Origin of the sequence: Mycobacterium sp. AMU20-3851, from assembly GCF_043974665.1 — a bacterium.
Classification (GTDB): Bacteria; Actinomycetota; Actinomycetes; order Mycobacteriales; family Mycobacteriaceae; genus Mycobacterium.
In genome coordinates this window covers 778,844-801,862 of the sequence record NZ_CP146371.1, presented here as the reverse complement: position 1 = coordinate 801,862, position 23,019 = coordinate 778,844, and the positions used below count along the sequence as shown (strand labels likewise).

Annotated in this window: 26 protein-coding genes; 8 read left to right on the top strand and 18 right to left on the bottom strand. The window is 68.4% G+C overall.

The window, feature by feature from the left end; translation table 11 throughout:
* Window positions 1-55 precede the first annotated feature (55 nt).
* The 4 genes from V4U86_RS03985 to V4U86_RS03970 are packed head-to-tail and all read right to left on the bottom strand — an operon-like array spanning window position 56 to window position 1,606.
* Window positions 56-484: a molybdenum cofactor biosynthesis protein MoaE gene (locus V4U86_RS03985; RefSeq protein ID WP_395309996.1), complete on the bottom strand. Its 429-nt coding sequence runs from the start codon at window positions 482-484 to the stop codon at window positions 56-58.
* Window positions 474-950 (bottom strand): MogA/MoaB family molybdenum cofactor biosynthesis protein, encoded by a 477-nt coding sequence (locus V4U86_RS03980; RefSeq protein WP_395309995.1) that lies wholly within the window; start codon window positions 948-950, stop codon window positions 474-476. Before V4U86_RS03980 ends, V4U86_RS03985 begins: the two co-directional genes overlap by 11 nt.
* On the bottom strand, window positions 947-1,414 hold the full coding sequence (gene moaC / locus V4U86_RS03975) for a cyclic pyranopterin monophosphate synthase MoaC (protein WP_395309994.1): 468 nt from the start codon (window positions 1,412-1,414) through the stop codon (window positions 947-949). Before moaC ends, V4U86_RS03980 begins: the two co-directional genes overlap by 4 nt.
* Window positions 1,415-1,417: 3 nt before the next feature.
* Window positions 1,418-1,606, bottom strand: a complete 189-nt coding sequence (locus V4U86_RS03970) for a hypothetical protein (protein ID WP_395309993.1) — start codon at window positions 1,604-1,606, stop codon at window positions 1,418-1,420.
* A gap of 58 nt (window positions 1,607-1,664) precedes the next feature.
* On the opposite strand from V4U86_RS03970, the gene V4U86_RS03965 reads away from it, so the two are divergent.
* Together V4U86_RS03965 and V4U86_RS03960 are read left to right on the top strand one after the other, a co-directional pair.
* On the top strand, window positions 1,665-3,938 hold the full coding sequence (locus V4U86_RS03965) for a helicase-associated domain-containing protein (RefSeq protein WP_395309992.1): 2,274 nt from the start codon (window positions 1,665-1,667) through the stop codon (window positions 3,936-3,938).
* A gap of 34 nt (window positions 3,939-3,972) precedes the next feature.
* A complete protein-coding gene (locus tag V4U86_RS03960; protein ID WP_395309991.1) occupies window positions 3,973-5,622 on the top strand; it encodes a DNA repair helicase XPB in 1,650 nt (549 codons plus the stop codon).
* Here V4U86_RS03960 and V4U86_RS03955 read toward each other — a convergent pair.
* A complete protein-coding gene (locus tag V4U86_RS03955; RefSeq protein ID WP_395309990.1) occupies window positions 5,619-6,113 on the bottom strand; it encodes a MarR family winged helix-turn-helix transcriptional regulator in 495 nt (164 codons plus the stop codon). The two genes, V4U86_RS03960 and V4U86_RS03955, sit on opposite strands and share 4 nt — an antisense overlap.
* Before the next feature lie 50 nt (window positions 6,114-6,163).
* Between V4U86_RS03955 and V4U86_RS03950 the strand changes: the two genes are divergently transcribed.
* On the top strand, window positions 6,164-6,580 hold the full coding sequence (locus V4U86_RS03950; protein ID WP_395309989.1) for a DUF5313 domain-containing protein: 417 nt from the start codon (window positions 6,164-6,166) through the stop codon (window positions 6,578-6,580).
* On the opposite strand, the gene V4U86_RS03945 is transcribed toward V4U86_RS03950, so the two are convergent.
* The 3 genes from V4U86_RS03945 to V4U86_RS03935 form a co-directional block, all read right to left on the bottom strand.
* Window positions 6,577-6,921 carry a cupin domain-containing protein gene (locus V4U86_RS03945; protein WP_395309988.1) on the bottom strand — a complete coding sequence of 115 codons (345 nt, stop codon included), beginning with the start codon at window positions 6,919-6,921 and terminating at the stop codon, window positions 6,577-6,579. The two genes, V4U86_RS03950 and V4U86_RS03945, sit on opposite strands and share 4 nt — an antisense overlap.
* An 8-nt stretch (window positions 6,922-6,929) precedes the next feature.
* Window positions 6,930-7,604 (bottom strand): SDR family oxidoreductase, encoded by a 675-nt coding sequence (locus tag V4U86_RS03940; protein WP_395309987.1) that lies wholly within the window; start codon window positions 7,602-7,604, stop codon window positions 6,930-6,932.
* A gap of 117 nt (window positions 7,605-7,721) precedes the next feature.
* Complete coding sequence (locus tag V4U86_RS03935; RefSeq protein WP_395309986.1) at window positions 7,722-8,651, bottom strand: LysR family transcriptional regulator; 930 nt, start codon at window positions 8,649-8,651, stop codon at window positions 7,722-7,724.
* 120 nt (window positions 8,652-8,771) lie between these two features.
* On the opposite strand from V4U86_RS03935, the gene V4U86_RS03930 reads away from it, so the two are divergent.
* Complete coding sequence (locus V4U86_RS03930) at window positions 8,772-9,479, top strand: SDR family NAD(P)-dependent oxidoreductase (RefSeq protein WP_395309985.1); 708 nt, start codon at window positions 8,772-8,774, stop codon at window positions 9,477-9,479.
* A gap of 2 nt (window positions 9,480-9,481) precedes the next feature.
* Window positions 9,482-9,844, top strand: coding sequence for an SgcJ/EcaC family oxidoreductase (locus V4U86_RS03925; protein ID WP_395309984.1), 363 nt, complete (start codon window positions 9,482-9,484; stop codon window positions 9,842-9,844).
* Here the strand turns inward: V4U86_RS03925 and V4U86_RS03920 are convergent.
* Entirely contained in the window at window positions 9,837-10,826 is a 990-nt protein-coding gene (locus tag V4U86_RS03920) for an LLM class F420-dependent oxidoreductase (protein WP_395309983.1), read from the bottom strand. The two genes, V4U86_RS03925 and V4U86_RS03920, sit on opposite strands and share 8 nt — an antisense overlap.
* 87 nt (window positions 10,827-10,913) lie before the next feature.
* Here V4U86_RS03920 and V4U86_RS03915 point away from each other — a divergent pair, with 87 nt between their 5' ends.
* Both V4U86_RS03915 and V4U86_RS03910 read left to right on the top strand, forming a co-directional pair.
* Complete coding sequence (locus V4U86_RS03915; protein ID WP_395309982.1) at window positions 10,914-11,636, top strand: hypothetical protein; 723 nt, start codon at window positions 10,914-10,916, stop codon at window positions 11,634-11,636.
* A gap of 3 nt (window positions 11,637-11,639) precedes the next feature.
* Window positions 11,640-12,065 carry a pyridoxamine 5'-phosphate oxidase family protein gene (locus V4U86_RS03910; protein WP_395309981.1) on the top strand — a complete coding sequence of 142 codons (426 nt, stop codon included), beginning with the start codon at window positions 11,640-11,642 and terminating at the stop codon, window positions 12,063-12,065.
* Here V4U86_RS03910 and V4U86_RS03905 read toward each other — a convergent pair.
* The 8 genes from V4U86_RS03905 to V4U86_RS03870 form a co-directional block, all read right to left on the bottom strand.
* The gene (locus V4U86_RS03905; RefSeq protein WP_395309980.1) at window positions 12,062-13,045 is read right to left on the bottom strand and encodes a GGDEF domain-containing protein; all 984 of its coding nucleotides are present in this window, start codon (window positions 13,043-13,045) and stop codon (window positions 12,062-12,064) included. The genes V4U86_RS03910 and V4U86_RS03905 overlap by 4 nt on opposite strands.
* 14 nt (window positions 13,046-13,059) lie before the next feature.
* Window positions 13,060-14,517, bottom strand: coding sequence for a class I adenylate-forming enzyme family protein (locus V4U86_RS03900; RefSeq protein WP_395309979.1), 1,458 nt, complete (start codon window positions 14,515-14,517; stop codon window positions 13,060-13,062).
* 18 nt (window positions 14,518-14,535) lie between these two features.
* On the bottom strand, window positions 14,536-15,498 hold the full coding sequence (locus V4U86_RS03895; protein ID WP_395309978.1) for a helix-turn-helix domain-containing protein: 963 nt from the start codon (window positions 15,496-15,498) through the stop codon (window positions 14,536-14,538).
* Window positions 15,499-15,742: 244 nt separating this feature from the next.
* Entirely contained in the window at window positions 15,743-17,890 is a 2,148-nt protein-coding gene (locus V4U86_RS03890) for a 3-hydroxyacyl-CoA dehydrogenase NAD-binding domain-containing protein (protein ID WP_395309977.1), read from the bottom strand.
* 4 nt (window positions 17,891-17,894) lie between these two features.
* The gene (locus V4U86_RS03885; RefSeq protein WP_395309976.1) at window positions 17,895-19,103 is read right to left on the bottom strand and encodes an acetyl-CoA C-acetyltransferase; all 1,209 of its coding nucleotides are present in this window, start codon (window positions 19,101-19,103) and stop codon (window positions 17,895-17,897) included.
* A 186-nt stretch (window positions 19,104-19,289) separates the two neighbouring features.
* The gene (locus tag V4U86_RS03880) at window positions 19,290-20,396 is read right to left on the bottom strand and encodes an alkene reductase (RefSeq protein WP_395309975.1); all 1,107 of its coding nucleotides are present in this window, start codon (window positions 20,394-20,396) and stop codon (window positions 19,290-19,292) included.
* Between the two features lie 41 nt (window positions 20,397-20,437).
* Window positions 20,438-20,842, bottom strand: a complete 405-nt coding sequence (locus V4U86_RS03875) for a RidA family protein (protein ID WP_395309974.1) — start codon at window positions 20,840-20,842, stop codon at window positions 20,438-20,440.
* 11 nt (window positions 20,843-20,853) lie between these two features.
* Window positions 20,854-21,267: a Rid family hydrolase gene (locus V4U86_RS03870; RefSeq protein ID WP_395309973.1), complete on the bottom strand. Its 414-nt coding sequence runs from the start codon at window positions 21,265-21,267 to the stop codon at window positions 20,854-20,856.
* A 90-nt stretch (window positions 21,268-21,357) separates the two neighbouring features.
* Here V4U86_RS03870 and V4U86_RS03865 point away from each other — a divergent pair, with 90 nt between their 5' ends.
* Window positions 21,358-21,825, top strand: coding sequence for a MarR family winged helix-turn-helix transcriptional regulator (locus tag V4U86_RS03865; RefSeq protein WP_395309972.1), 468 nt, complete (start codon window positions 21,358-21,360; stop codon window positions 21,823-21,825).
* An 8-nt stretch (window positions 21,826-21,833) separates the two neighbouring features.
* Here the strand turns inward: V4U86_RS03865 and V4U86_RS03860 are convergent, their stop codons facing one another.
* Complete coding sequence (locus tag V4U86_RS03860) at window positions 21,834-22,850, bottom strand: helix-turn-helix transcriptional regulator (RefSeq protein WP_395309971.1); 1,017 nt, start codon at window positions 22,848-22,850, stop codon at window positions 21,834-21,836.
* Between the last annotated feature and the right edge of the window lie 169 nt (window positions 22,851-23,019).

The following is a 23,019-nucleotide window of genomic DNA, read 5'->3' as shown; positions in this document are numbered from 1 at the left end:
CGCTCCCACCGGGGGTGCGGCTTCGGTGTTTCTGGGCCGGATTTCCGGCCGGGCGCTAGGCCGAGTTGACCCATTCATCGGACCCGTCGGCGAAATGCTGGTGCTTCCACACCGGCAGCCGGTCCTTGACGACGTCGACCAGCAGCGCACAGGTCTGGAACGCCGCCCGCCGGTGATCGGCGGCCACCGCGACGACCAGCGCCGCGTCCCCGATGCGCAGATCGCCGATGCGATGGCTGACCGCGACCGCCCGCACACCCTCACACTCCGCGGCGACCTCGTGCACGACGTCGGTGAGGGTCTGCAGCGCCGACGGATGCGCCTCGTACTCCAGGCGGGTCACCGACCGCCCACCGTCGTGGTCGCGGACGACACCGGCGAATCCCACGACGGCGCCGGCAGCGGCGTGGGCCACCAGGTCCTCGTGTTCGGTCAGCGAGATCGGGTCGGCGGACAGGCCGACCCGCACAACGTCAGCGGACATGGTCTCCCCCGGCCAGTTGGTCCACGGCATGGTCGAGGACGTCGGCCAGCACTCCGAGCCCGTCCTTCACCCCGCCGGTCGAACCCGGCAGGTTGACGACCAGTGTGCGCCCGCGGACGCCGCAGACACCACGGGACAGCACCGAGGTCGGCACCTGCGGCAGCCCGGAGCGCCGGATCGCGTCGGCCAGTCCCGGGATCTGGAAGTCGACGAGCGCGGCGGTGGCCTCCGCGGTGCGATCGGTGGGTGAGATTCCGGTGCCGCCGGAGGTGATGATGACCTGGACCTGGGCGTCGAACGCGGCCTGCAGCGCCTCGCCGACCGCGCTGCCGTCGGCGACCACCACCGGGGCGGGCACGTCGTAGCCGCGGCTGGTCAGCCAGTCCACGATCACCGGCCCGGTGCGGTCGGAGTAGACGCCGGTGGCCGCGCGGGTGGAGGCGATGATCACCCGGGCGGTCCTCACGGCTGCCAGGTTCCGGTCTTACCGCCCTCTTTGCGCAGCACGTGGATGTCCTCGATGCGCGCGGCCGGGTCGACGGCCTTGATCATGTCGTACACGGTCAGGGCGGCCACGCTCACCGCGGTCAGCGCCTCCATCTCGACGCCGGTGCGGTCGGTGGTGCGCACGGTGGCGGTGATGGTGACGTCGGTCTTGTCGACGGCGAAGTCGACGTCGACGCCGGTCAGTGCCAGCTGATGGCAGAGCGGGATGAGATCGCTGGTCCGTTTGGCCGCCATGATCCCGGCGACGCGCGCCGTCGGCAGCGCGTCACCCTTGGGCAGGCCACCGCCCGCGATCAGGTCGATGACGTCGGCGCGGGTCCGCACCACACCCTGCGCAACGGCGGTGCGCTTGGTGGCGGTCTTGGCCGTGACGTCGACCATGTGTGCCGCGCCCGACTCGTCGAGGTGCGAGAGCCCGCTCACCGGTTACTTGTTGACGACGGTGACCGGATGCAGATAGGGCAGCTGATCTGCGGGCAACGGGAAGGTCACATCACCGAACGGGGACAACGACCCGGTGCGGTCACTCACGAGCTCGCTCACCGCATGATCACCATCGGCGACCTCGGGCCAGCCATTGTCGACGTACTGCTGCTTGTCTGCCACGCCTGACATTGTGGCAGGTACTACGAGCGGTGGCGAGAGCGGGACGCTGCTTTAGGCTGGTCAAGCAATGACCAATCCCGTCCAGACCGTGCCGCTGGGCGTCTGGCTGGCCGAACTGCCGGACGACAGCCTGGTCCGGCTGCTCGAATGCCGGCCCGACCTGACCCAGCCGCCGCCCGGCACCATCGCCGCACTCGCGGCGCGGGCCCAGGCCCGCCAGTCGGTCAAGGCCGCCACCGACGGGCTGAACTTCCTGCAACTCGCGGTGCTGGACGCGCTGCTGGTGCTGCACGCGAACACCGCACCGGTGCCCCGGGACATGCTGCTGGAGTTCATCGGTGACCGGGCCGACGAGGCCGAGCTGAAGGCCGCGCTCGCCGAACTGCAGGACCGCGCCCTGATCTGGGGTGAGGATGCGCTGCGGGTTGTGGCCGAGGTGGCCGCGGGCCTGCCCTGGTACCCGGGGCAGGCTGTCCCCGATCAGCCGGACCTGGCGGCCGAGGAGATCCCGGCGCTGCTCGACGGCCTCGACGAGCCGTCCCGCGAACTGCTCACCCGCCTCGTCGAGGGTTCCCCGGTCGGGCGCACCCGCGACGCCATCCCGGGCACCGACCCGGACCGGCCCGTCCAACGGCTGCTGGCCGACGGGCTGCTGCACCGCATCCCCAGCGAGGCCGCGGACACCGTGATCCTGCCCCGGGTCGTCGCGCAGGTGATGCGCGGTGACCTGCCGGGCCCGGTCGGGCTCACCACACCGGACCCCACCCGCCACACCACCACCCAGGCCGATGTCGACTCGGTCGCCGCGGGCGCCGCGATCGACCTGCTGCGCGAGGTCGACGTGCTCATCGAGGCGCTGTCGGCCGCGCCGGTGCCCGAGCTGAAGGCCGGCGGGCTCGGGGTCCGTGAGGTCAAGAAACTCACCAAGACCACCGGAATCGACGAGCAGCGGCTCGGGCTGATCCTGGAGGTGGCCGCCGCGGCCGGGCTGATCGCCCCGGGCACACCCGATCCGGAGCCCCCGGACGGCAACCCGCCGTACTGGGCGCCGACGATCGCGGCGGACCGGTTCGTCGAGATCTCCACCGCCGCGCGCTGGCATCTGATCGCCTGGACCTGGCTGAACCTGCCGGCCCGGCCCAGCCTGATCGGCAGCCGCGGGCCGGACGGCAAACCGTTCGGGGTGCTCTCGGATGCGCTGTACTCCACCGCCGCCCCGCTGGACCGGCGGCTGCTGCTGACGGTGCTCAACGGGTTGCCGCCCGGCGCGGGCGTGGAGCCCGAGTCGGCGGCGCAGGCCATGATGTGGCAGCGCCCCCGCTGGGCGGCGCGGCTGCAGTTGGAGCCGGTGACCAATCTGCTGCGCGAGGCGCACGCCGTCGGGCTGGTCGGCCGCGGGGCGATTGCGACGCCGGCCCGCATGCTGCTGGCCCAGCGCACCGAGGACGCCGCCGAAGAGGTCATCAACGCGATGGCCAAGGTGCTGCCGGCACCGCTGGATCATTTCCTGCTGCAGGCCGATCTGACCGTGGTGGTTCCCGGCCCGCTGATCCGCGAACTCGCCGAACAACTCGACGCGGTGGCCGCCGTCGAGTCGGCGGGGGCGGCGATGGTCTACCGGATCAGCGAACCGTCCATCCGGCGGGCGCTCGACGCCGGGCAGACCGCGGGCGGCCTGCACGCCTTCTTCGAGAAACACTCGAAAACACCTGTGCCGCAAGGTTTGACGTACCTGATCGACGATGTGGCGCGCCGGCACGGGCAGCTGCGGGTCGGCATGGCGGCGTCGTTCGTGCGATGTGAGGACCCCGCGCTGCTGGCGCAGGCGGTGGCGTCGTCGGCCGCCGAGCCGCTGGAGCTGCGGATCCTGGCACCGACCGTGGCGGTGTCGCAGGCCGCCATCGGCGATGTGCTGGCCGCGCTGCGGGCCGGTGGTTTCGTGCCCGCCGCCGAGGATTCCACCGGGGCCGTCGTCGATATCCGGGCCCGCGGCGCCCGGGTGCCCGCGCCAGGGCGCCGCCGGGTGTTCCGGCCGCTGACCGCGCCGCCGACCCAGACCCTGGGTGCGATCGTCGCGGTGATGCGCAGTGTGGCCGCGGCCCCGCGATCCGGCGAGCGACTGGACCCCGCGGTGCTGGTGGCGCTGTTGCAGCAGGCGGCGCTGGAGCAGACGTCGGTGGTGATGGGTTATGTCGACCCGGCCGGGGTGGCCACCCAGCGGGTGGTGTCGCCGATCAACATCCGCGGTGGCCAGCTGACCGCCTTCGATCCCGCCTCGGGCCGGGTCCGGGAGTTTGCCATCCACCGCGTGACATCCGTGGTGTCGGCCGACTCTGGATAATGGATGGGATGATCTCCCAACGTGAGGGTCGCTCGTGACCGAGGGCCCCTTGATCGTGCAGTCCGACAAGACGGTGCTGCTCGAAGTCGACCATGAACTCGCCGGTGCCGCGCGCGCGGCCATCGCCCCGTTCGCCGAGCTTGAACGCGCTCCCGAACACATCCACACCTACCGGATCACCCCGCTGGCGCTGTGGAATGCCCGCGCCGCCGGGCACGACGCCGAGCAGGTGGTCGATGCCCTGGTCAACTTCTCGCGCTACGCGGTACCGCAGCCGCTGCTGGTCGACATCGTCGACACCATGGCCCGCTACGGCCGGTTGCAGCTAATCAAGCATCCGGCGCACGGGTTGACGCTGGTCAGCCTGGATCGCGCGGTGCTCGAGGAGGTGCTGCGCAACAAGAAGATCGCCCCGATGTTGGGGGCGCGCATCGACGACGACACGGTGATCGTGCACGGCAGCGAGCGCGGCCGGGTCAAGCAGATGCTGCTCAAGATCGGCTGGCCGGCCGAGGACCTGGCCGGTTACGTCGACGGCGAGGCCCATCCGATCAACCTGGCCCAGGACGGCTGGGCGCTGCGCGACTACCAGGAGATGGCCGCCGAATCGTTCTGGGCCGGCGGGTCCGGCGTGGTGGTGCTGCCCTGCGGTGCGGGTAAAACGCTGGTCGGCGCTGCCGCGATGGCCAAGGCCGGGGCGACGACGCTGATCCTGGTCACCAACACCGTGGCGGGCCGGCAGTGGAAGCGTGAGCTGATCGCCCGGACCTCGCTGACCGAGGAGGAGATCGGCGAGTACTCCGGGGAGCGCAAGGAGATCCGCCCGGTCACCATTGCCACCTATCAGGTGATCACCCGGCGCACCAAGGGTGAGTACAAGCACCTGGAACTGTTCGACAGCCGCGACTGGGGCCTGATCATCTACGACGAGGTGCACCTGCTGCCGGCTCCGGTGTTCCGGATGACCGCCGATCTGCAGTCGCGCCGTCGGCTCGGCCTGACCGCGACCTTGATCCGCGAGGACGGCCGCGAGGGTGACGTGTTCTCCCTGATCGGGCCGAAGCGCTATGACGCGCCGTGGAAGGACATCGAGGCCCAGGGCTGGATCGCACCGGCCGAGTGCATCGAGGTGCGGGTCACGATGACCGACAACGAGCGGATGATCTACGCGACCGCCGAGCCCGAGGAGCGCTACAAGCTGTGTTCCACCGCGCACACGAAGATCGCGGTGGTGAAGTCGATCCTGGAGCGGCACAAGGACGAACCGACCCTGGTGATCGGCGCCTACCTCGACCAGCTCGACGAACTGGGCCAGGAACTGGACGCCCCGGTGATCCAGGGGTCGACCAAGAACGCCGAGCGCGAGGAGCTGTTCGACCAGTTCCGCCGCGGGGAGATCAAGACGCTGGTGGTGTCCAAGGTGGCGAACTTCTCCATCGACCTACCGGAAGCGTCTGTGGCCGTTCAGGTTTCGGGTACGTTCGGGTCCCGACAGGAAGAGGCCCAGCGATTGGGCCGGCTGCTGCGCCCCAAGCACGACGGCGGCGGTGCGGTGTTCTATTCGGTGGTCTCTCGCGACAGCCTGGACGCCGAGTACGCCGCGCACCGGCAGCGCTTCCTGGCCGAGCAGGGTTACGGCTACGTCATCAAAGACGCGGACGACCTGCTGGGCCCGGCGATCTAGTTCACGTCCAGCGCGCCGGCGGCCAGCGCGGCGGTGTTGATCCGGGTGAGCACCGAGTGCAGGTGCTCCAGTTCGGACAGTTCGACGCCGAGGCGGGCCACCACCGCGGGCGGAATATCCAGGGCGCGTTGACGTAACGCCGCCCCGTCTGCGGTGAGACTGACCAGGATGGTCCGTTCGTCGGCGGCGCTGCGGGTACGCGCCACCAGCCCGAGGGCCTCCAGCCGTTTGAGCATCGGCGAGGTCGTGGCCGGCTCCATCTGCAGCAGCGCAGCGATCTGTTTGACCGACAGTGCGTCGGCACCCGCCTTGGCGTTGTCCCACAGCGCCAGCATCACCAGATACTGCGGATGGGTGAGCCCGAGCGGTTCCAGCAGGGGGCGGTAGACGGCCAGCACGGCGCGGTTGGTGACCGCCAGCGCAAAGCACACCTGGCGCTCCAGGGCGAGTGGATCGACATCGCTACCGGCGGCAGGCAGAACAGTGGTCATCCCCACAGCGTACTACGTAGCCCACTAATAGTTAGGGTACGATGTAAATCATGGCCGCCACACAACCCACCCGAATTCAACGCCTCCTCTATGCCTACGGGAAGCGCCTGCCCGATTCGATGCGGGAATGGGTGGCCAACGATTTGGCCGGGCCCGGTGCGATCCGTCGGCACATGATTCGCTACGCGATCCCGCCGGCGCTGATCCTTGCGCCGCTCTGGCTGCTGCCGGCCTCGCTGTACGTGCACCTGGAGATGACGGTGCCGATTTACGTGTGGGCGCTGATCATGGGGTTCGTGCTCAACAAGGTGTGGCGCCGGCATCGCCTCGCCCAGCACGGCCTGAACCCCAACCTGGTCGACGAGATCAACCGCGAGAAGAACGCGCGCCTTCACGAGGACTACGCCCGCCGCTTCGGGGCACGTCCCGAAGAAGCCAAGTGGCAGTCCAACTCGAGCCCCTTCTAGATGTGCGGCCCGACCTGCTTGACGACGGTCAACACGATCACCGAGTCCTCGAGCGCGGCCAGCGCATGCCGAGTCCGCGGCACCACCAGATGATCACCGGCTGAACCTTCCCAGCCCGCCTCGTCGGTGGACAGCCGGATCCGGCCCTGCAGCACCTGCAGGGTCGCCTCGCCGGGGCTTTCGTGGTCGTCGAGTCCGTTGCCCGCGGTCAGCGCCAGCAGCGTCTGGCGGAGGCTGTGCTCGTGGCCGCCGTAGACGGTGTGCGCGCTGCGCCCGCTGCTGGCAGCGCGGGCTTTTTCCAGATGCTCACGCGCCAGCGCGGTGAGTGAGATCTTCTCCATGACCTCTACTATCGCACCTCTGACAAGGCCGCCTTGGCCCGTCGAGCCGAGTCGTCGGCCAGGATTTCGGCCGCCCCGGCGAGTACCCCGTCCACCGCCTGCCGGGCAACCACCGCGGGATCCGTCTTCTGTTCTGCCGGAACGTAACTGACCATATCGGTGTCCATGTAGCCGACATGCAATGCGGCCACGGTGATCCCGCGTGGGGCCAGCTCATCGCGGACCGCATCGGTGAGCGCCCAGGCTGCCGCCTTCGCAGACGCGTAGGCGCCCGAGGTGGCCGGGTGCATCCAGGACAGCACCGACAGCACGTTGAGGATCGCGCCGCCGCCGTTGCGTTCGATGACGGGCACGAACTCCCGGATGACGTTCAGGGTGCCGAAGTAGTGCGTCTCCATCTCGGCGCGCACATCCTCGATCTGCCCGGTCAGTAGACCGGCCCGAGTCGAGATACCGGCGTTGTTCACCAGAACGGTGACGTCGGAGGCGATCTCGGCGGCGTTGCGGACCGATTCGGGGTCGGTGATGTCCAGTTGTACCGGTATGACGCCCGCTGCATCGACAGTCTCCGGGCGCCGGGCGGCCGCGTACACCTTGGCACCACGCGCGACGAACTCCTCGGCGATCTTCCTCCCCAGCCCGCGGTTGGCGCCGGTGACCAGGACGGTGATGTTCTCGTTCATGACGTTCTCCCTTCTCTGGTCGGTCTCAACATGTTTGATCGCGGCACCCATCCCGGGTGTTGATAGGTTGCGGCTCACAGCTGGGAGGTCCGCGGTCAGGGCTGACCGTATGCGGTCTCAGTGGCTGGGTTGGTCTGCGCGGCGATACGGGTCATCGGCGGGAAGCCAGACACCGGCGTCGATACCGAGATCCCCGACATCGCGGGTGAAGGCCTCGACCACCGAGAGCACCGCGGTCCGGTCCTCATCCCGCCGCCACACCAGCGACCAGGTCCACACCGGCACGGGGTCGGTCACCGGGCGGCGGACCAGATCACTGGCCTCGGTGTCGTTCTGACCCTTGGGATTGTTGAGCACCGGCCGGCCCAACTTGCGCACGTGATCGAAGAATGTCGGGCCGGTGACGCCGCCGTCATCGGTGCGCATCAGACGAGCACCGGTGTCGTCGGCGAACTGCTCGGCGTAGCGGTTCCACGACGACCAGCTCGCGGTATCGGCATCAATCAACACGACGGTGTCTTTCGCCTGCACCGGCGAACCGTCGGCGCCGGGACACAGCGCGTAGAGCCGGTCCACCCCGACAAGACGGGCCGCCAGATCCAGCGACCGAAGGTCCTCGTTCTGCACCCAGCAGATCGCCAGGTCAAGGCTGCCGTCGGCGACGCGCGCGGCTTGCGCGTGCGAGGGCATCACCCAGGTGTCGACGCGCAAGGTCGCCACCCCGGCGGCCCGCTCGGACCAGTCGACCGGGCACCAGTTCACACATCCGATGCGAACCGGATCGTCGGTCGCCAGATTCGTTGCCCGCCTGCGTAACTCGTCGGCCTGTCGCACCAGGGAACGGGCATCGGGCAGCAGTGCGGTGCCGGCCGGGGTGAGCGCCACCGACCGGCGGTCCCGGTCGAACAGCTGCACCTTCAGATCGCGTTCCAGCGCCTTGATCTGCTGGGACAGCGACGGTCCCGCGATGCGCAGCCGCTCGGCGGCCCGGCCGAAGTTCAATTCCTCGGCGACGGTGACGAAGTACCGCAGCTGCCGCAGTTCCACCCGGTGAAGCCTAATAGGCCCGAGCTACCACCAGCGAGTTTTCCGGTCCTATCAACCAGGCATCGGCGCGGCCTTGAATGCGGTTGAGGCGAACAGATCACCCCTAGAAAGGCTCAGCTCATGAACGATTCCACCCGCGTCGCGATCATCACCGGCGCATCCCAGGGCATCGGCGCCGCACTGGTCGAGGGCTACCGCAAGCTCGGTTACGCCGTGGTCGCCAACTCCCGCCGCATCGGCGACAGTGCCGACCCGATGGTGCTGGCGGTGCCCGGCGATATCAGCGAGCCCGGTGTCGGCCAGCGCATCATCGACGCCGCACTGGAGCGGTTCGGGCGCGTCGACACCGTGGTCAACAACGCCGGCATCTTCATCGCCAAACCGTTCAGCGAGTACACCGACGCCGACTACGACGCCATCACCGGGGTGAACCTGCGCGGATTCTTCGAGGTATCCCGCGCCGCGGTCTCCGCGATGGCCGAACACGGTGGGCACCTGGTCAACATCTCGACCAGTCTCGTCGACCAGGCCACCACCGCCGCCCCGTCGGTGCTCGCCTCGCTGACCAAGGGCGGGCTGAACGCCGCCACCAAATCACTGGCGGTCGAGTATGCGGCCCGCGGCATCCGGGTCAACGCCGTGGCGCTCGGCATCATCCGCACGCCGATGCACTCCGATGACGAGTACGCGGCGCTGGCCGAACTGAACCCGCAGAAGCGGATCGGCGAACCGTCCGATGTGGTGGACGCGGTGCTCTACCTGGAGAACGCCGACTTCGTCACCGGCGACATCCTGCACGTCGACGGCGGCCAGGCAGCGGGGCACTGATCGTGAATGACGAGGAAATACTGCGCAGCGTCCTGGAGGTCTGGCAGGCGGGTATCGACGGCCACGAGCCGGACCGGGTGGCTCAGGTGTTCACCGAGGACGCCATCTTCCAGGGGCTGCGGCCCTATACCGTCGGGCGGGCCGGAGTACGGGACTACTACGCGTCGCAGCCGCGCGGGTTGACCGTGCGGTACCGGATTCTGCAGGTCCGCCGGCCCGCCGATCGGGTGGTCTTCGGCTACACACGGGCCGACTTCACCTTCGCCGACGGGTCCGGCATCGCGCTGAACCTGGGTGTGCTGGTCACCGAGACCGAGGACGGCTGGCGGATCGCGCACTACCAGGTCAGCCCGGTCCCTAACTGAGCGCCGGGATGACCTCACGCTCGAACAGTTCGATGCCGGACCGGTCGTAGGCAGCCTCCGGGAAATACAGGATGGCGTACTCGCAACCCAGGTCGCGCAGCCGCTGCAGCCGCGCCACGACCTGCTCGGGGGTGCCGGTCGCCGAATCCGGTGAGGCGACGTTGGCCAGCATGGCGTCGACCGCCGCTTCACCGGCCCGGCTGACCTGCCGGGCCCGGGTGCGCGCCAGCCGGTCCTTGACCTCGGATTCCGAGCTGCCGATGACGGCGTTGAAGTTGGCCGACCGGACGATCGCGTCGTAGTCGGTGCCGACATCGCGGCAGTGCTCGGCCAGGATCTGCGACTTGCGGGTGAACTCGTCCGGATTGGAGCTGAAGTTGGTGTACTGCGCGTACTTGGCGGCGATGCGCAGGGTGACCTTCTCACCGCCGCCGGCGATCCACAGCGGCAGGCCCCCGTCCTGCAGCGGCTTGGGGGCGACGATGGCGCCGTCGACCTGGTAGTACTTGCCGTCGAAGGTGACCCGGCCGTCCCGCCAGGCGTCCCGCATGATCTGCACGCCCTCGTCGAGACGGCCCAGCCGCTCACCGGCGGACGGGAATCCGTAGCCGTAGGCGCGCCACTCGTGCTCGTACCAGCCGCCGCCGATTCCCATCTGGGTCCGACCACCGGATATGACGTCCGTTGTGGCGGCCACCTTTGCCAGATACGCCGGATTCCGGTAGCTCATGGCCGTGCACATCTGCCCCAGCTCGACCCGCTCGGTGACCGCGGCGAAGGCCGCCATCAGGCTCCAGGCCTCGTGGGTGGCCTCATCGGTGGGCACCGGGACGGTGTGGAAGTGGTCGTACACCCACACCGAGTCCCACGTGCTGTTATCGGCGTAGGTGGCCAGGTTTCGCATCACTGACCAGTGCTTATCGGTGGGAATGTCGACGAGGTCGAGTCGCCAACCCTGCGGAATGAACAGTCCGAAGCGCATAGGGACAAACTCTATGCCCACCCGGCCCATTCTTAAATCGTCTACACTCTGTGGAAACATTCGCTGTACCAATGCTGAGGACTGGTCATGACCGCCTTCAAACGTCGCCTTGCGGCCGCAACGTTCGCCGCGCTGATGCCGCTGGCCGCCATTTCGGTCGCCACTGCGGCACCCAGCGCCGCCGAGACCACGTGCGGTGCGGGCCAGTCCGAGTTCAACGGCAGCTGCGTGGACAACTGCAACAAGTCGCAGGTCCGCAACTCCGACACCGGCAAGTGCCAGTCGCTGTTGTCGGCCGCGCTGCAGAAGGCCGAGACCCCGGCCGTCGCCAAGCTCACCCCCGAGCAGATGGGCGGCGCCTGGCAGCTGGCCAAGCAGGCTCAGATGATCCCCGAGGGCACCCGGGTGTGGAACTCGGTGGTCGGCACGGTGGACACCGTGGTCGGCTGGCCGGTGCTGGCCACCTCCGCCGCGGCCGACCTGGCCTCGACGTACGCCATCCTGCGGGGCACCGGCGCCACCTTCGGCACTTTCGGCACCGGTGCCCGGATGGCCGGCGCGACCGGGGCCGGCGTGGCCCAGACCTTCTCCGCGGCCAATGACGTCGCCCAGGTGGCCCGCGCGCTGCCGTCCCCGAAGATCGGCCTGCCCAAGCTGCCGAACCTGAAGATGCCCCCGCACCCGCGCATCCTTCCGAAGAAGGTCGGCCTGCCGAAGCTCGGCATCCCGCACCCGAAGATCGGCCTGCCGAGGTTCGGCAAGTCGGGTCTCTGCGGGCCCAAGCTGCTCTTCTTCACGCCCTGCCTCTGACCCATGGCGCTGTCTCGGGAAGAACGCGAAGAGTTTCTCGCCGAGCCCCATGTCGCCGCCTTGTCGGTGAGCACGGGTAATGCCCGCGGTCCGCTGACCGTGCCGATCTGGTACCAGTACTCCCCCGGCGGCCAGCCCTGGTTTCTCACCGGTGCCGGGTCCCGTAAGCACCGGCTGATCGAGGCCGCCGGCTACTGCTCGCTGATGGTCGACCGGCTCGAACCCACCGTGCGCTACGTCGCGGTGGACGGCGCGGTCAGCCGCATCGAGGAAGGCACCGACGAGCAACTCGTCGAGATGACCAGGCGCTACCTGCTGCCCGAGCAGGTCGAACCGTATCTGGAGATGGCCCGCCGGGAGCACGGCCCCAGCGTCGCGGTGTACCTGAAGCCGCAACACTGGGTGTCCGCCGACCTGGGCGGCTTCTAAAAGGGATCTAATTCGTCGCGCAGCGGGGTGCCCCGGCCGCGGTAGAGCGCGGCGTCGGCGCGGGCGTACAGCCCGGCGACATCCGCGGAGACCAACGGATCGGTGGCCGTGCCGATGCTGACCCCCGGTGTCTGCGTCCGGATCGCGTCGAGCAGGCCATCCACGGTCGCAGCGCGCGGGTGCACGACACAGATGGCGAACTCGTCGCCGCCCAGCCGGGCCACCACCGCGTCCCGCGGTACGGCCCGCGTCCAGGCTTGCGCGTACTCGGTGATTCGGCGGTCCCCGGCCAGATGCCCGTAGGTGTCGTTGAGACTTTTGAGGCCGTCGATGTCCAGGGCGATGACGGTGACGGGCACGGGCTCCGAACGGAACCGGGCGATCAGCTGCGCGGTGGCCATCTCCCAGCCGGCCCGGTTCAACACTCCGGTGAGCGGGTCGGTGCACGCGGCGGTGAACATCGCGCGCATCAGCAATCCGAACGACTCCGCGGCGCCGACGATGGCCACCACGATGATCAGGAAGGTGATGAACCCGACGTGTGGCGCCGGAGCGACGGCGACCGCCGCCACGCAGGCCAGGATGAGGATGCCGATCAGCGCCCATGCCCGGCGGGTCGGATGAAAGGCACGTAGATACATCGCCAGGAACATGGGGGCGATCAGGCAGACGTACTCCGCGGTGATACTGACGTGGAAGGCCATCACGATGGGTGTGGCGATGATCGCGACGCCGGTGGCGAAGGCGGTGTGGTTCGGGCGGACCGCGAGCTGGATCAGCGCCAGCACGCCCAGGACGATGGCGATCATGCCGCCCACCGGATTTCCGTATGCCAGATCGGTCCGCACCGGGAACACCGTGAACACCACACCGTAGGTGTAGAGGAATGTCGTCGCGCCCAGATAGATGCGCAGCAACCGGATGTGCTGTCGGCCGAGTAATCTGCCGTCGGCACCGGCAAGCGACGTCACACCGGGCATGCCTCCACCCTGGTCTACGGCGCGCGTCGGCACAACGCCGCCACCCCGGGCACGCTGACCTTCAGCGACGGGGTGCGGGGCAGTTCGTCGACCAATGCCACCGCGACGGGCACGTGGTGCGCGGGCAGCGCCTCCCGGACGGCGGCGAGCAGATCGTGCTCGGTGACGCGGGCGCCCGGGACGGTCTCCACGGCGGCGAACGGGACCTCGCCCAATCGCTCGTCGGGCACGCCGACCACCCCGGCGTCGCGCACCTCGGGGTGTGAGATCAGCACGGACCGCACCGTTTCGGGGAGGATCTTGAAGCCGCCGCGGTTGATCGCCCCGTCCGCCCGGCCGTGCAGGGTGATGAACCCGTCGTCGTCGATGGAGGCGATGTCGGTGGTGCGCACCCAGTCCGGGCCCAGCAGCGGCACCTGAGCGGTGAGGATGCCCGACTGCCCCACCGGCACCTCGGCACCGGTGTCGGCGTCGACGATGCGCACCTGCACCCCCGGCAGCACCCGGCCCGAGCTCTCGCGTTTGCGTGCCCCGAACTCGCGGTACAGATCCGGTGTCCAGGTACACACCGAACCGGCGAATTCCGTTGCACCGTAAGCGGTTAGCACGGGAACGCCGTAACGCTGCTCGAAGGCGTCCCGGGTGGCGACATCCAGCGGGCCGGAGGCGCTCATCACGTACTGCAGCGAGGCCAGGTCCGATGCGGGCAGGTCAGCCTCCAGCAGCATGCGCACCACCGCGGGTTGCACCCCGACCCGGCGCAGCCGGTGGGTCTTCACCACCTGCACCCAGGCGGGCACGCTGAAGCGTTCCATCAGCACCATGCGCTTGCCGACGTAGATGCCGGTGACCAGTTGGCAGACGCCGCCGATCCCGCCGAGGGGCCAGTAGACCAGTTCCGGGGGTTCGTCGGGCGCGGCCTGTCCCCCGGTGACGCTGAACACGGTGTGTTCCAGCACCGCGGCACGGACCACGAATCGCTTTGGCGGACCGGTGGTCCCGCTGGTGAGGATGGCCAGTGCGCCGTCGACCGGTTGACGTGGCCGCGGCTCCCCGACGCCCGTCAAGGCGGGCGCCCGACGGCCCAGTTCCACCCCTGCCGCCCCGATCCGTTCGGCGGCGACGGCCACCGGGGCGGTCCAGTCCTCGGGATCGGCGAGCACTGCCGCGACGTCGAGGCGTTCGATATCGGCGGCGATCGCCTCGGGCGACTGGAAGGAATAGATCATCACCACCGGCCGTTCGGCTGCCAGCAGCCCGATGGTCGCCGCGGCGTGCGCATACCGGTTGCGCACCACCAGCCCCACCGGCGCGCGGGCGTCCAGTCCGGCGTCGTCGAGCAGGCCGGCCAGCCGTGTGCCGTAGCCGGCGACCTCGGCACCGGAGAACCAGCGGCCCTCGAATTCGATACACGGCCGGTCGCCGTAGCCGGCCAACCTTGCCGCAAACCTTTCGGTAAAGCTTTCGGTCACCGCCCCATTGTGGCAGCCTCAGCCGGTGAAGCAACTGCGGTAGTCGCTGGGCGTGGTGTGCATCTGCCGGGTGAAGTGATGGCGGTAGGTCACCGGCGATTCGAACCCGACCCGAGCCGCGATCTGCTCGATGGACAGGTCGGCGGACTCCAGCAGCGCCAGGCTGGCCTGCACACGCTGTTCGATGAGCCATTTGATGGGCGTGGTGCCGGTGGCCTTCGCGAACTGGCGCAGGTAGCTGCGCCGCGACATGCCCGACCGCTCGGCCAGCTCATCGAGGGTGATGGGCCGATCGAGATGTTCCAGGGCCCAAGCCATTCCGGCTGCGATGCGGCCGTCGGCAGCCGGCTCGGGCACCGGGGTGTCGATGTACTGCGCCTGCCCGCCGGCCCGGTGCGGTGAGATGACCAGCCGCCGCGCCACATCGTTGGCGACCCGCATCCCGTGGTCGGTGCGCACGATGTGCAGGCAGAGATCCAGCCCTGCGGCGCAGCCGGCACTGGTCAGCACCCGTCCGCTGTCCACATATAGCGGCGCCGGATCGACGTCGACGTCCGGGTACTGACGCTGCAACTGGTCGGCGTAGATCCAGTGGGTGGTCGCCGCGCGTCCGTTAAGTACCCCGGCGGCGGCCAGCGCGAAGGCCCCCGAACAGATCGACACCAGCCGCGCCTGCCGGTCGTCGGCGGCGCGGATGGCCTCGACGAGCCCGGCGGACGGGGGCTGGCCGACGTCGCGCACGCTGGGGATCAGCACGGTGTCCGCGGCCGCCAGATCGTCGATGCCGTAGGAGGTGCGCAGCACCGCCCCGCCCAGCATCCGCACCTCGGACTGTTCCGAGCACAGCTGCACCGCGTAACCGGGTGGCGCGACGCCCGCGGAGAACTTCCCGGGCAGTTCGGCCATCCCGAAGATCTCGGCGGCCAGGCCCGATTCGAAGCCGGTCATGCCGTCGTAGGCGAGGATCGCCACGGTATGCATGTCACTATCTTATCGAAGAGCGGCACCAGTGCCACTGTTCGCGGCGGCGCAGACCCGGCATCGTCGATGGCATGACGAACACACGCAAGCGTTTCCGCACTGTCGCCGCGTTCGTCGCGGGCCTGCACACCGGCCACGGGCTCGCGCACGGCGTGGCACCGGACCGGAGGTCGACAGCAAGAAACCCCCGGGCTCGCCGCTTCGAGGACGGTGGGCCCGGGGGTTCCTGGTCTATCGGTGAAGGCTAGGCCTCCAGCGAGGCCGGCGGGTTGAAGCGGTCGCCGTAGCGGGCGGCCAGTTCCTTGGCCCGGGCCACGAATGCGGCCTTACCGACGCCCAGCGGGCCCTCGTAGCCGACGATGTACTGCGCGGAACCACCGGTGTACGGCGGGAAGCCGATGCCCATGATGGAGCCGATGTTCGCGTCGGCGGTCGAGGTCAGCACACCCTCGTCGAGGCATTTCTGGGTCTCCAGCGCCTCGGCGAACAGCATCCGGTCGATGGCGTCCTGCAGCGGGATGTCCGTCGATCCGGAGTTGAACGTCTCCTTCAGGCCGGGCCACAGGCCGACACGCTTGCCGTCGACGTACTCGTAGAAGCCGGCACCCTTGAGGCGCGACGGACGACCGATCTCGATCATCTTGTTGACCACGGCCTCGGCCGGGTGCGGCGCGTAGGTCTCACCTGCCGCCTCGGCCGCCTTGCGGGTCTCGCCGGCGATCTTCTGCATGAGCTCGAGGTTGAGCTCGTCGGAGAGCTGCAGCGGAGCGGCCGGGTAACCGGCCTGGGCGCCCGCCTGCTCGATGGTGGCGGCCGGGACACCCTCGCCCAGCATGGCCAGGGCCTCGTTGACGAAGGTGCCGATGACCCGGCTGGTGAAGAAGCCGCGGCTGTCGTTGACCACGATCGGGGTCTTCTTGATCGCCAGGGTGTAGTCGAACACCCGGGCCAGCGCCTCGTCGGAGGTCTTCTCACCCTTGATGATCTCCACCAGCGGCATCTTGTCGACGGGGCTGAAGAAGTGGATCCCGATGAAGTCCTCCTGGCGCTTCACACCGGTCGCCAGACCGGTGATCGGCAGGGTGGAGGTGTTGGAACCCAGCAGCGCGTTCGGCTCGACGATGTCCTCGATCTCCTGGAACACCTTGTGCTTGAGTTCCTGGTTCTCGAAGACGGCCTCGATGACGAAGTCGACGCCCTTGAGGTCGGCCGGATCGGCGGTCGGGTGGATCTTGGCGAGCAGCGCGTCGACCTTCTCCTGGGTGGTCTTGCCACGCTTGAGCGCCTTGGCTTCCAGGCCCTCGGAGTACGCCTTGCCCTTGTCGGCGGCTTCCTGGCTGACGTCCTTGAGCACGACGTCGTAACCCGCCTTGGCCGACACGTAGGCGATACCGGCGCCCATCATGCCCGCGCCCAGCACGCCGATCTTCTTGATCTCCTGCGGGGCGATCCCGTCGGGCCGCGAGGCGCCGCCGTTGATGGCCTGCAGGTCCAGGAAGAACGCCTGGATCATGTTCTTGGCGGTCTGCCCGGTCACCAGCTGCACGAAGTAGCGGCTCTCGATGCGGGTGGCGGTGTCGAAGTCGACCTGCGCACCCTCGACGGCGGCGTTCAGGATGGCCCGCGGTGCGGGCATCGGGGCGCCCTTGAGCTGCTTCTTCAGCAGCGCCGGGAAGGACGGCAGGATGCCGGCCAGGCCGGGTGAGGAGGGGGTGCCGCCGGGCATCTTGTAGCCCTTGACATCCCAGGGCTGCACGCCGCCCTCGGGGTTGTCCTTGATCCACTTCTTGGCGGCGGGGATCAGCTCGTCGACGGACTTGACCAGTTCGTCGACCAGACCGATCTCCTTGGCCTTGGCCGGGGCGAAGCGGGTGCCCTGGCTCAGGATCTCCATGAAGGCCTTCTGGATACCGAACAGCCGCACGGTGCGGGCCACGCCGCCACCGCCGGGCAGCAGGCCCAGGGTGACCTCGGGCAGGCCGATCACCACACCGCGCACGTCGGCGGCGATGCGGTGGTGGGTGGCGAGCGCGATCTCCAGGCCACCGCCGAGGGCGGCGCCGTTGATGGCGGACACGACGGGCTTGCCCAGCGTCTCCAGCTTGCGCAGGTCGGCCTTGATCGCCTCGACCTCGGCGAAGGATGCCGCGGCATCGTCGGGGCCGACGTTGATCATCGCCTTGAGGTCACCGCCGGCGAAGAAGGTCTTCTTCGCGCTCGCGATGACGACACCGGTGATCGAATCCTTCTCAGCAACCAGCCGCTCCACGGCGTTGTGCATGGATTCCTTGTAGTGCTCGTTCATCACGTTGGCCGAACCGGTCGGGTCGTCCAGCGTCAGGGTGACGATGCCGTCGGCATCCTGGTCCCACTGAATGGTGTTCTCTGGCATGCTCTTAAACCCTCTCGATGATGGTGGCCACGCCCATGCCGCCGCCGACACACAGCGTGATCAGGGCACGCTTGAGGCCGCGACGCTCGAGCTCGTCGACCATGGTTCCGGTGATCATGGCGCCGGTGGCGCCGAGCGGGTGGCCGAAGGCGATGGCGCCACCGTTGACGTTGAGCTTCTCGTCCGGGATGTTCAGGTCCTTCTGGAACTTCAGCACGACGGAGGCGAAGGCCTCGTTCAGCTCGAACAGGTCGATGTCGTCGACGGTCAGACCGGCGCGGTCGAGCACCTTGCGGGTGGCCGGGGTCGGGCCGGTCAGCATGATGACCGGATCGGCACCGCTGGTGGCGGTGGCCACGATGCGGGCGCGCGGGGTCAGGCCCTGCGACTTGCCCGCCGCCTCGTTACCGATGAGCAGCAGGGCGGCGCCGTCGACGATGCCCGAGCTGTTGCCGCCGGTGTGCACGTGGTTGATCTTCTCCACGAAGTGGTACTTCTGCAGCGCCACGTCGTCGAAGCCGCCCATGGCGCCGATACCGTCGAACGCGGTCTTCAGCTTGCCGAGGCTCTCCACGGTCGAGCCGGGGCGCATGTGCTCGTCGTGGTCGAGCACGACGAGACCGTTCTGGTCCTTGACCGGCACGATCGACTTGGCGAAGTAGCCACCCGACCATGCTGCGGCCGCGCGCTCCTGAGAGCGGGCCGCGTAGGCGTCGACGTCCTCGCGGGAGAAGCCCTCGATGGTGGCGATGAGGTCGGCGCCGATGCCCTGCGGGACGAAGCCGATGCGGTAGTTGGTGTCCGGGTCGGACGCCCAGGCGCCGCCGTCGGCACCCATCGGGACGCGGCTCATCGACTCGACGCCACCGGCGAGCACCAGGTCGTCCCAGCCGGAGGCGACCTTCTGGGCGCCCAGGTTCACGGCCTCCAGGCCGGAGGCGCAGAAGCGGTTGAGCTGGAACCCACCGGTGGTCTCCGGCAGACCGGCCACCAGTCCGGCGGTGCGGGCGATATCGCCGCCCTGGTCGCCGACCGGGGACACGACACCCAGGATCAGGTCGCTGATCAGGTTCTCGTCCAGGTCGGGGAAGCGGGCGCGGATCTCGTCGATCAGGCCGACGACCAGATTGACGGGCTTGATCTCGTTGAGGGCGCCGCCGCGCTGCTTGCCGCGCGGGGTGCGGATCGCCTCGTAGATGAAGGCTTCGGACATGTGTTGTTCCCTTTCGGGTGGATGACAGGGGACGTCCATCGGGACGTTAGTCCACTGGTCGCGCAGCCTAGCAAAAGCCCAAACCAACCTGTTGGTTGGGCGTCCTACATCTGAAACGCCACTGGCCACTTACTGCACGCAATCGCGGGGAAAGCGGGCAATAAGTGGCCAGTGAGCGGCGGAGAATCAGGCGGTACGAGCCTCCTGGACCTCGTCCAACGTCGGATAGTCGATATAACCCGCCGGCCCGGACGCATAGAACGTGCTGACATCCGGCTCGTTCAGCTCCGCCCCGAGCACCAGCCGGTCGATCAGATCCGGGTTGGCCAGCCAGGTCCGCCCGACCGCCACCGCGCTCGCGGCACCCCAGTCGACGAGGCTTTCCAGCTGGCAGAAATCGGTGCCGGTGTCGCGGCCGGTGTTCACTACCAGGGTGCCGTTCCAGATCGCGCGCAGCGCCCCGAACGTCTGGCTGGATGGATCGATCAGCACGTGCAGGTAGGCGATCTCCAGCGGGGCGATCCGGTTCAGCAGCGCCTCGTAGGTGCTGACGGTGTCGTTCTCGTGCATATCGCCGGCGGTGCCTCCGGGAGAGATGCGCACCCCGACCCGGTCGGCGCCGATCTCGTCGGCGACGGCCTCGATGACCTCGGCGGTGAAGCGGGCCCGGTTCTCCGGGGAGCCGCCGTAGCCGTCGGTGCGGACATTGACCACATCGGAGAGGAATTCGTGCAGCAGGTAACCGTTGGCGGAGTGGATCTCCACCCCGTCCATCCCGGCGTCCACGGCGCGGCGCGCGGCGGAGCGGAACTGCCCGACGATCGACTCGATCTCGTCGACCCGAAGTGCCCGCGGCACCGTCAGCTGTTGCTTGCCCGATGGGGTGTGGGTCACGGCGTCGGCGGCGATGGCCGACGGCGCGACCACGTCGAAGCCGCTGATCTCGGGGTGTGCCATCCGGCCGACGTGCCAGAGCTGGACGAACATCTTGCCGCCCTTGGCGTGCACCGCGGAGGCGATCTCGGCCCACGCCGCCTGGTGCCGGTCGGTGTAAATGCCCGGGGTGTTCATATACGCGCCGTTCGCCTGTTCGCAGATGGCGGTGGCCTCGCTGATGATCAGGCCGGCCCCGGCCCGCTGCGCGTAGTACAGCGCGGCCAGGTCCGACGGGGTGGCATCGGACTGGGCGCGGGAACGGGTCAGCGGTGCCATGAAGATCCGGTTGGTCGCCTCGGTGGCGCCGACGCGAACCGGCGTGAGCAGTTTGGCGTCGGCGGCAAGAGTGAAGGTCATGACCTCCTTCAGCGCGTCCGGGCGGTCAAACATTCCCGCTGTCAGTCGATGACGGCGGTGACCTCGGCCTCGACCAGAAAGTCCGGACTCCACAGCGCGTTCACCCCGATCACCGCGGCCGGCGGTGTCTGCGGGCCGAATTCACTTGCCGCCCGCTGCAGTCCGGCGAGAAAGGCGTCCGCCTTGCCAGGCTCCCAGTCCACCACATACCAGGTGATGCGGACGACGTCGGCGAACGTCGCCCCGGCGATCTGTAGCGACTTGTGGACATTGCGCAAGACCTGCGCGACCTGGCCGGCGAGGTCCCCGGCGGCCACGGTGACACCGTCGGCATCCCAGGACACCTGGCCCGCGACATGGATCTGCCTGGTTCCGGTCGCCACCGCGACGTGGTGGTAGGCGGGGACCTGAACGTGGTCTTCGGGGTTGAGCAGAATTCGAGACATGTTGGCTCCCATCAGTTCTCGATGATCGCGGTGACACGAATCTCGACGCGCATCCGCTCCGCGCCCAGGACCGTCACACCGGTCTCGGTCCAGATGGGTGTGCGGTCGGCCATCCGCTCGCGGAACTGCCCGACCATGACCTCGTTGTGCGCATCGAATGAATCATCGCCGGCGACAACGTGATATGAGTTCACATGCACCACGTCACGCCACGATGCGCCGGCTGCGGTAAGGGTGCGTTCGACATTGTCGAAGGCCCGCACGATCTCTTCCTTGAGCGACTCCGGGAAGTTCAGGTCGTCATCCCAGCCGCCTTGGCCCGAGATCTCCACCCGGTTCCCGATCCGCACCGCCTGGCTGTAGTTGCGCGTCTCCCGGAGCATCTCGCCGTATCCAGGGGTCACGAAGAATTCGACGTCGCTCATGCGCATCCTCACTTTTACTTCATCCTTGAACTCACCCTAGTTGGAATGACTTCACGTGTGAAGTTATTCCGGGCGCGCTAAAGTACCTCCATGACGCGGGATGACGAACCGAAGTGGCTCTCGCCGGAAGAGAAAGAAGCCTGGACAGGTCTGGCCGCGGTGATGCTGCTGCTCCCCGGCAAGCTTGATGCCGCCTTGCGCCCAGTCGACCTCACGCTGTTCGAATACCTCACGCTGAGCCATATCTCGGAGGCGCCCGACCGCCGAATCCGCATGAGCGAGTTGGCATTCCTGGCCAACGGTTCGCTGTCGCGGCTTTCCAACGTCGTCAAGCGGTTCGAGCAGCGCGGCTGGGTCACCCGCTCCGCCGATCCCGACGAACGCCGTTACACGCTGGCCGAGCTCACCGAGGACGGTCACCGGCTGGTCATCGAGGCCGCGCCCCTGCACGTGCGCTCGGTGCGTGAACTGGTGCTGGACCCGCTGACCTCCACCGATCGCAAGGCGCTTGCCCGGATCGCGGCCAAGATGCGCATCGTGCACCCCAACATGGGATAGCGCGCCGATCAGGCCGGCCGGCGCGCAGCCGCCGGATACAGGTCGAGCAGCGCCCGACCGGACACCAGACCCCACGCCACCGCCATCGACACGCACGAAGCGCGGTTGCTCGCCCCCAGTTTGACGATCGCGTTCTCCAGGTGATGCCCCGCGGTACGCGCGCTGATGAACAACCGCGCCGCGATCTGATTGTTGGTCAACCCGCAGGCAGCCAGGGTCAGCGCGTCGAGCTCACGCGGTGTGACGCCGAACGGCAGCGGATCCCGGGTCACCAGCACCACCCCGCGCAGACTGTCCTGCGCAAATCGGGCCGCCGTGTTGATGTACCGGGCGTGCAGCCAGTCCGCTCCGTCACACCATCGGGTCACCTCGGGCCGGAACGTCAGGCCCGGTGCGCACGCGGCCAATGTCATATCCGCGACCAGGCCCCGATCCAGCGGCCCGTCGAAGGTGTCACCGTGAATCAGTAGGTGTGCCAACCCATCACCGTCGACCGCCCAGGCCTGAGCCTCCGGCGCCATCAACTCCGCGACCATCCGCGGGCGCAGCGAGAAATCGAGTTGCTCGGCCATCTGCGCGCGGAGCGTATTGATCTCGGCGACGTCGGCGTCGCTGGGATACCGGGCATCGTCACAGTTCACGTGGATGGTGCCGACGTAGGTGCCCTCGGAGGTCACCAACCGGGCCGACAGACCTTCGTCGAATCCGGCCGGCCGGAACACGTTGTTCACCGAGTACCCCTGCCGGTAATCCGGGAAATCCCGCCACCGCAGCGCGCCGAGTCCGTGCACCCGCATCGCGGCGAACAGCGGGTCCTCGTCGACGAACCAACTGTTGAAATGCTGCATCACCGCGTCCGGATAGTGGTGATTGGCCACACCGACATGGCGGCGCCGGATCGGGTCCCACAGGCAGATCGCCGACGCCGAAGACGCGGACCGTTCACTCAGCGCATCGAGCATCTCGTGCGCGCGCGTCTCGATGCTCGCGGCGCTACCCAGCACCTGACCGTATGCCCCTGCCATCGAATCCTTCATTTCTCTGCCCCGAAAGCATCATGAGCAGACCATGTTTCGTGGATGTTTCCGTGCTGCGGCGCCCACGCAACGGAGCCCGGCAGAAATGGGAGATTCCTCCCATGGTCCGCGGGTCCAGGCATTTCTACGCTGATCGCCAACGATCCAAGACCCTCGA

What these genes read in the sequence shown, in the direction of transcription:
- V4U86_RS03950 (WP_395309989.1), top strand. Translation starts at nt 6,164, where the DNA reads ATGGCCGCCACACAACCCACCCGAATTCAACGCCTCCTCTATGCCTAC.
- V4U86_RS03870 (WP_395309973.1), bottom strand. Translation starts at nt 21,267, where the DNA reads ATGAGCGACGTCGAATTCTTCGTGACCCCTGGATACGGCGAGATGCTC.
- V4U86_RS03915 (WP_395309982.1), top strand. Translation starts at nt 10,914, where the DNA reads ATGACCGCCTTCAAACGTCGCCTTGCGGCCGCAACGTTCGCCGCGCTG.
- V4U86_RS03890 (WP_395309977.1), bottom strand. Translation starts at nt 17,890, where the DNA reads ATGCCAGAGAACACCATTCAGTGGGACCAGGATGCCGACGGCATCGTC.
- V4U86_RS03860 (WP_395309971.1), bottom strand. Translation starts at nt 22,850, where the DNA reads ATGGCAGGGGCATACGGTCAGGTGCTGGGTAGCGCCGCGAGCATCGAG.
- V4U86_RS03930 (WP_395309985.1), top strand. Translation starts at nt 8,772, where the DNA reads ATGAACGATTCCACCCGCGTCGCGATCATCACCGGCGCATCCCAGGGC.
- V4U86_RS03940 (WP_395309987.1), bottom strand. Translation starts at nt 7,604, where the DNA reads ATGAACGAGAACATCACCGTCCTGGTCACCGGCGCCAACCGCGGGCTG.
- V4U86_RS03895 (WP_395309978.1), bottom strand. Translation starts at nt 15,498, where the DNA reads ATGCATACCGTGGCGATCCTCGCCTACGACGGCATGACCGGCTTCGAA.
- V4U86_RS03865 (WP_395309972.1), top strand. Translation starts at nt 21,358, where the DNA reads ATGACGCGGGATGACGAACCGAAGTGGCTCTCGCCGGAAGAGAAAGAA.
- V4U86_RS03985 (WP_395309996.1), bottom strand. Translation starts at nt 484, where the DNA reads ATGTCCGCTGACGTTGTGCGGGTCGGCCTGTCCGCCGACCCGATCTCG.
- V4U86_RS03955 (WP_395309990.1), bottom strand. Translation starts at nt 6,113, where the DNA reads ATGACCACTGTTCTGCCTGCCGCCGGTAGCGATGTCGATCCACTCGCC.
- V4U86_RS03910 (WP_395309981.1), top strand. Translation starts at nt 11,640, where the DNA reads ATGGCGCTGTCTCGGGAAGAACGCGAAGAGTTTCTCGCCGAGCCCCAT.
- V4U86_RS03875 (WP_395309974.1), bottom strand. Translation starts at nt 20,842, where the DNA reads ATGTCTCGAATTCTGCTCAACCCCGAAGACCACGTTCAGGTCCCCGCC.
- V4U86_RS03880 (WP_395309975.1), bottom strand. Translation starts at nt 20,396, where the DNA reads ATGACCTTCACTCTTGCCGCCGACGCCAAACTGCTCACGCCGGTTCGC.
- V4U86_RS03905 (WP_395309980.1), bottom strand. Translation starts at nt 13,045, where the DNA reads ATGCCCGGTGTGACGTCGCTTGCCGGTGCCGACGGCAGATTACTCGGC.
- V4U86_RS03965 (WP_395309992.1), top strand. Translation starts at nt 1,665, where the DNA reads ATGACCAATCCCGTCCAGACCGTGCCGCTGGGCGTCTGGCTGGCCGAA.
- V4U86_RS03945 (WP_395309988.1), bottom strand. Translation starts at nt 6,921, where the DNA reads ATGGAGAAGATCTCACTCACCGCGCTGGCGCGTGAGCATCTGGAAAAA.
- V4U86_RS03885 (WP_395309976.1), bottom strand. Translation starts at nt 19,103, where the DNA reads ATGTCCGAAGCCTTCATCTACGAGGCGATCCGCACCCCGCGCGGCAAG.
- V4U86_RS03970 (WP_395309993.1), bottom strand. Translation starts at nt 1,606, where the DNA reads ATGTCAGGCGTGGCAGACAAGCAGCAGTACGTCGACAATGGCTGGCCC.
- V4U86_RS03920 (WP_395309983.1), bottom strand. Translation starts at nt 10,826, where the DNA reads ATGCGCTTCGGACTGTTCATTCCGCAGGGTTGGCGACTCGACCTCGTC.